Origin of the sequence: Helicobacter sp. UBA3407, from assembly GCF_949747025.1 — a bacterium.
In the GTDB taxonomy this organism is placed as follows: domain Bacteria; phylum Campylobacterota; class Campylobacteria; order Campylobacterales; family Helicobacteraceae; genus Helicobacter_D; species Helicobacter_D ganmani.
On the sequence record NZ_CATKCB010000208.1, the window covers coordinates 1 to 4,040 of the forward strand.

The 4,040-nt window shown below is 42.5% G+C and carries 4 protein-coding genes; all 4 read right to left on the bottom strand.

From position 1 onward, the window contains the following. On the bottom strand, window positions 1-170 hold a 170-nt coding region (locus Q1553_RS07555), incomplete at its 3' end, for a tryptophan synthase subunit alpha (RefSeq protein ID WP_300842876.1). Further along, window positions 167-1,462 carry a tryptophan synthase subunit beta gene (gene trpB / locus Q1553_RS07560; RefSeq protein ID WP_115551347.1) on the bottom strand — a complete coding sequence of 432 codons (1,296 nt, stop codon included), beginning with the start codon at window positions 1,460-1,462 and terminating at the stop codon, window positions 167-169. The genes Q1553_RS07555 and trpB, both read right to left, overlap by 4 nt. 120 nt (window positions 1,463-1,582) lie before the next feature. Beyond that, the gene (locus Q1553_RS07565; protein ID WP_115551346.1) at window positions 1,583-3,202 is read right to left on the bottom strand and encodes a bifunctional anthranilate synthase component II/anthranilate phosphoribosyltransferase; all 1,620 of its coding nucleotides are present in this window, start codon (window positions 3,200-3,202) and stop codon (window positions 1,583-1,585) included. Continuing rightward, window positions 3,199-4,040: anthranilate synthase component I family protein (locus tag Q1553_RS07570; protein ID WP_300842875.1), on the bottom strand; the 842-nt coding region annotated here is incomplete at its 5' end. The genes Q1553_RS07570 and Q1553_RS07565, both read right to left, overlap by 4 nt.

Sequence of the window (4,040 nt, forward strand, 5' to 3'; positions counted from 1 at the left end):
ACTTCACAAGCATTAGCAATCGCGATTCCATCGGCGTTTGGGTCAGAGAATGGAAACTGCACCTCTAAGTATTCCGCCCCGCCTTGCGCGATTCCAAGTGCCGCTTTGAGACTTGCTTCAAAGCTTGGAAACCCCGCAACAATATGCCCCATTAATGCAATTTTTTTCATTCTTTACTTCCTTTTGTGCTTTTGGATTCCGCACTTTGCATTTCTTGAATCTCTTGTTGCAAAAATTCCGCCCAACGCTCTTTTTGCAAGGCTTTTGCGGTGATGAAAATATCTTTGTCGCCTCTACCAGAAATATTGACAAGGATTTTTTTGTTTTTGACTTCCTTAGCAATTTTTAATGCCCCTGCTAATGCGTGGCTAGATTCTAGTGCAGCGAGAACCCCCTCATTTTTAGCAAAGAATCTCAAAGCTTCTAGTGCTTCGCTATCTAGTGCGCTTAAGAACTCCACACGCCCGATTTCCTTTAAATGCGCGAGTTGAGGACCAATCCCAGCATAATCAAGCCCTGCCGAGATAGAGTAGGTTTCTAGTAGATTGCCATATTCATCGCTTAGAAAATAGCTTTTATAGCCTTGAGCAATACAAAGATTTGCATTTTCATTGCCCATACGCGCGGCATTCTTGCCTATTTCTTTGCTCAAGCCCCCCGCTTCTACGCCGATGAGGCGCACCTTACTTTTAAGATAATGGCTAAAGAATCCCATAGAATTGCTTCCTCCGCCCACACAAGCAATCATTATATCTGGATTACCTTTGAAAAATGCCTTTGTCTGCGATTTTAGCTCCTTGCTAATAATACTTTGAAACTCACGCACAATGTCGGGATAAGGATAAGGACCAAGTGTGCTTCCAAGCACATAAAAGGTGTTTTTGCTCTCTTTGCTCCATTCTCTTAAGGCTTCATTGACGGCGTCTTTAAGCGTTTGGCTTCCGCTCTCTACGCTCCTAACCTTTGCGCCTAGTAGTTCCATATTAAATACATTGGGAAATTGTCGCTTAATATCCCGTGCGCCCATAAAAACAACGCATTCCATTCCTAGTTTCGCACAAGCCGCCGCCGTGGCTAATCCGTGCTGTCCTGCTCCTGTTTCGGCAATAATGCGTGTTTTGCCCATTTTTTTGGCAAGCAAAACTTGTCCAATTGCGTTGTTAATCTTATGCGCTCCTGTGTTTGCCAAGCCCTCAAACTTTAGATAAATTTCATTGTGCAGAAGTTTGCTAATATTTTTCGCATAAATTAATGGCGTGGGACGCCCGATGAAATCCCTATATAATGAGGATAATTCTTGTTTAAAATCACGGGATTTTAAAATTACTTTGTAACCTTTCTCCAACTCTTTTAACGCAGAGTGTAGAATCTCTGGCATATATTGTCCGCCAAATGCGTGGAAACCGCCTTCATTCTCGCCAAAAAATCCTTGTTTGGATTCTAAAAACATTTTGTGTTTCATTGCGCGTCTTTGTGTGAATTTAAAGGCGACATTCTAACAAAGATTTAAAAAATTTTGCTTTAAATTTTGATGTATCCCAATGCAGAATCGCAAGAATGCAAGAGAGTAGGGATTTAGCTACTACAAGCCTTCTAAGCGCAAATTGCTAATGCGTTTAAATCCCTCTAAAACCTCAAAAACCTCTTTAGATTCTATGATTTGCTTTGCCCTAAAGAATCCCTCTTTTAGCGATTCCACTTGCTCACACACGCACAAAGCCGCCCCGAGATTTAGCGCGACTAAATCAAGCTTAGGCGATGGCAAGGCGTTAAAAATATCCTTTGTGATTCTTAGATTCTCCTGCGCGTCCCCGCCACATAGCATAGAATAACTAGCAAAATTCAATCCAACTTCTATTGGATTAAAAATATAAGTCTTAATCGCCCCATTGCGCAACTCCGTGATTTGTGTCGGCGCACAGAGCGAGATTTCATCAAGTCCATCTAGTCCGCTAACTACCATTGCGCGTTTAATCCCTAGAATGCTTAAAGCTCTCGCCATAATCTCTGTGTAAGATTTATCAAACACACCAATTAGCTGGTGCGTAATGGGTGCGGGATTGCTTAGAGGACCGATGAGATTAAAAGCAGTCTTAAAGCCTAAGCTCCCACGAGCTGGTGCGGCGAAGCGCATAGCAGAATGGAATCTCTGCGCAAAGAGGAAGGTAAGATTTAGCTCCTCATAAGCCTTTTTTGCATTTTGTAGCTCCATATTTGGATTAATTCCAAGTGTGCTTAGCAAGTCCGCCGAGCCACTCTTAGAAGTAATGGCGCGATTTCCGTGCTTGATGATTCCAAGATTCGCCCTCTTAGCAAGTGTGGCAAGAAGCAGGGCGCAAGTCGTGGAGACATTAAAGGTTTTCGCACTACTTCCCCCTGTGCCTACCATATCAAACAAAATGCGATTCTTATCCCCAACCTCAAAGCGCACTGCCTTTTGCTTCAGCACCGAGGCGAATCCTGCGAGTTCGTATTCATCTACGCCCTTAATTTCAAGGCTTGTAAGAATGCTACCAATTTGCGCATCACTCAAATTCCCCTCTGTGAGTTCGTCCATTAGATTATAGCTTTCTTGAAAGTTCAGCGATTCTAATTTTAAGCATTTTTTAAGATAGTCTTTAATCGGAATTGGCTCACGCGCATAATGCAGGAAGTTTTGGAGCATTTTAACACCCTCTTTCGTGCCGATAGATTCCGGGTGAAACTGCAATCCTATCAAATGGTATTGCTTATGTTCCACCGCCATAACTTCGCCATCTTCGCTCACTCCGCTAATGATAAAGCATTCTGGAATCTCGTCCCTTTTGCCCACAAGCGAATGGTAACGCGCAATAGGAGTGTTTGGACTAATATGGCGAAAGATTCCTTTTTGATTATGTTTTAGTGGCTCTACCTTGCCATGAATAATATTTTTCGCATTTTTGATTTCCACACCAAAAGCCGCTAAAATCGCCTGATGTCCTAGACAAATCCCCAAAATTGGATAGATTCCCTTAAATTTCTGCACGATTTGGATGTTTAATATGGAATCCTTAGGCGTTTTGGGTCCTGGTCCTAGCACGATATAGCTTGGATTTAGCGACTCTATCTCCTCTAGGTTAGTTTTGTCGTGGCGCAAGACTTTAATCGGATAACCAAGAGTGCTAAAGGCTTGGTAAATATTATAGGTAAAAGAATCGTAATTATCAATCAGTAAAATCACTTCTCACCCCCTAAAATCGCTTCCACTAAGGAGCGCATTTTGTTTCTCGTCTCCTCATATTCTGCGTCCTCTGATGAATCCATCACGATTCCGCCTCCTGCTTGAAGATAATATATGCCTTTTTGATAAACTGCCGTGCGAATGGCTATCGCAAAGTCCATATCGCCATTTTTGGCAAAATAACCAATCGCGCCTGCGTAAATTGCGCGTTTATGCGTTTCTTGGGATTCTATGGTTTGAATGGCTTGAATCTTTGGCGCACCGCTCACCGTCCCGGCAGGGAATGCTGCATAAAGTGCGTCTTTTTTTCTATGCGTCGTCAAATCCATTTCACCTTGCACTTCAGAGACTAGGTGCATTACTCTTGCGTATTTTTCAATCACCTTTTCTTTTGTTACGCACACACTTCCCGCCTTTGCCACTTTGCCCACATCGTTGCGTCCCAAATCTAGCAACATTAAATGCTCGGCATTTTCTTTCTCATTTGCCTTTAATTCCTCCTCTAGCTTGGAATCCTCTAGGGCATTCTTGCCTCTAGCACGTGTCCCGGCGATTGGGCGAATCGTAACTTGTGCAGAATTTAGCGCAGTCTCTTTCACGCGCACAAGCACTTCAGGCGAACTTCCGATAATCTCAAAATCCCCGAAGTTGAAATAATACATATAAGGGCTTGGATTTGCAATGCGTAGATTCATATAGGCTTGTAAAGGTGGTAGAGTGCTTGTAATCTCCAAACTTTGGCTTGGCACACATTGGAGTAAATTACCCTTATAAATTTCTTTTTTTATTGTTTGCACCATTTTTATATAATAAGATTTCTTATCTTTAGAAGTAATGG

Excerpts from the sequence above, each read along its gene's own strand:
- trpB (WP_115551347.1), bottom strand. The coding sequence starts at position 1,462 with ATGAAACACAAAATGTTTTTAGAATCCAAACAAGGATTTTTTGGCGAG.